This window comes from Streptococcus sp. DD10, assembly GCF_001578805.1.
In the GTDB taxonomy this organism is placed as follows: Bacteria; Bacillota; Bacilli; order Lactobacillales; family Streptococcaceae; genus Streptococcus.
Genome location: NZ_KQ969180.1, coordinates 1 through 962 on the forward strand (window position 1 = coordinate 1; position 962 = coordinate 962).

Genomic DNA, 962 nt, shown 5'->3' on the forward strand with positions numbered 1-962 from the left:
GATGGTTTCGTCGCTTTTCATTATAGATCTTATGGGACTTTTTTCTACAATAAAATAGGCTCCATAATATCTATAGGGGGTTACCCACTACAAATATTATAGAGCCATTTAAATCATGAATCAATTTGAGTCAAAACTATTATAGCTAACAAGTAGCTAAAAAACCCTTGTAAACCAAGGGTTTTTACGTTATTTTATGCTAGTTGCCGGGATCGAACCGGCGACCTCATCCTTACCATGGATGCGCTCTGCCTACTGAGCTAAACCAGCCGTACTCAAAAAGTATATCAATTTTCTGATTTATTGTCAATAGGTTTTTATATTTTTATTTCTCTTTCTAATGTTATTTCCATGGCCGGTTTGAGTAATTTTATACTTTATTTATCTCAACTAATTCTTCTATATAAAAATAATCCGACAACAAATTTATTGTCGGATTGACCTAAACATTTTTCAAGTTAAACTCTTTCTCTCCACGAAGTCGCTGTTTGCTGTAAAACTTTGTTGAGTTCGTCAATGTTTTCAAATCCTGTTGTGCGAAGCCATTCGCGAGCTGCTGCCTCACCATCTTTGATATAAGCTTCCACTGATCCAGCCCAGGTTGCACGGCCACAAAGAACTCCATTAAAGTTTGCGCCTGATTCGTGGGCAAAGACAAGGGTTTCTTGGAAGAGTTTAGCTGACACACCTGCACTCAAGTAGATATATGGCAAGTTAGTTGCTTCATCTTGCGCTTTGAAGAAGGTCGCTGCTTCTTCACGAGTATGCACGATTTCACCATCGCCAAAGCCTTCAACGTATTTGACATTGACTGGCACTTCCACTTTCAAGACATCGATGTTAAAGCGTGGGTCTGAGAAGACTTTCATAGCACCGATAACCTTGTGCGGTTTGACTTTAGCGTATTCTGCAGAACCTGCGTCAGCGATTGTTTCATCGTAGGCCAAGATTTCAAGGAAGAA

At 39.4% G+C, this 962-nt stretch carries 1 protein-coding gene and 1 tRNA gene; both read right to left on the reverse strand.

What is annotated here, in order from left to right:
• Nucleotides 1-197: 197 nt before the first annotated feature.
• Nucleotides 198-270: transfer RNA gene (locus STRDD10_RS09930), tRNA-Thr, on the reverse strand.
• Nucleotides 271-458: 188 nt separating this feature from the next.
• The coding region (locus STRDD10_RS09935; RefSeq protein WP_156468658.1) for a tagatose 1,6-diphosphate aldolase at nucleotides 459-962 on the reverse strand (504 nt) is incomplete at its 5' end.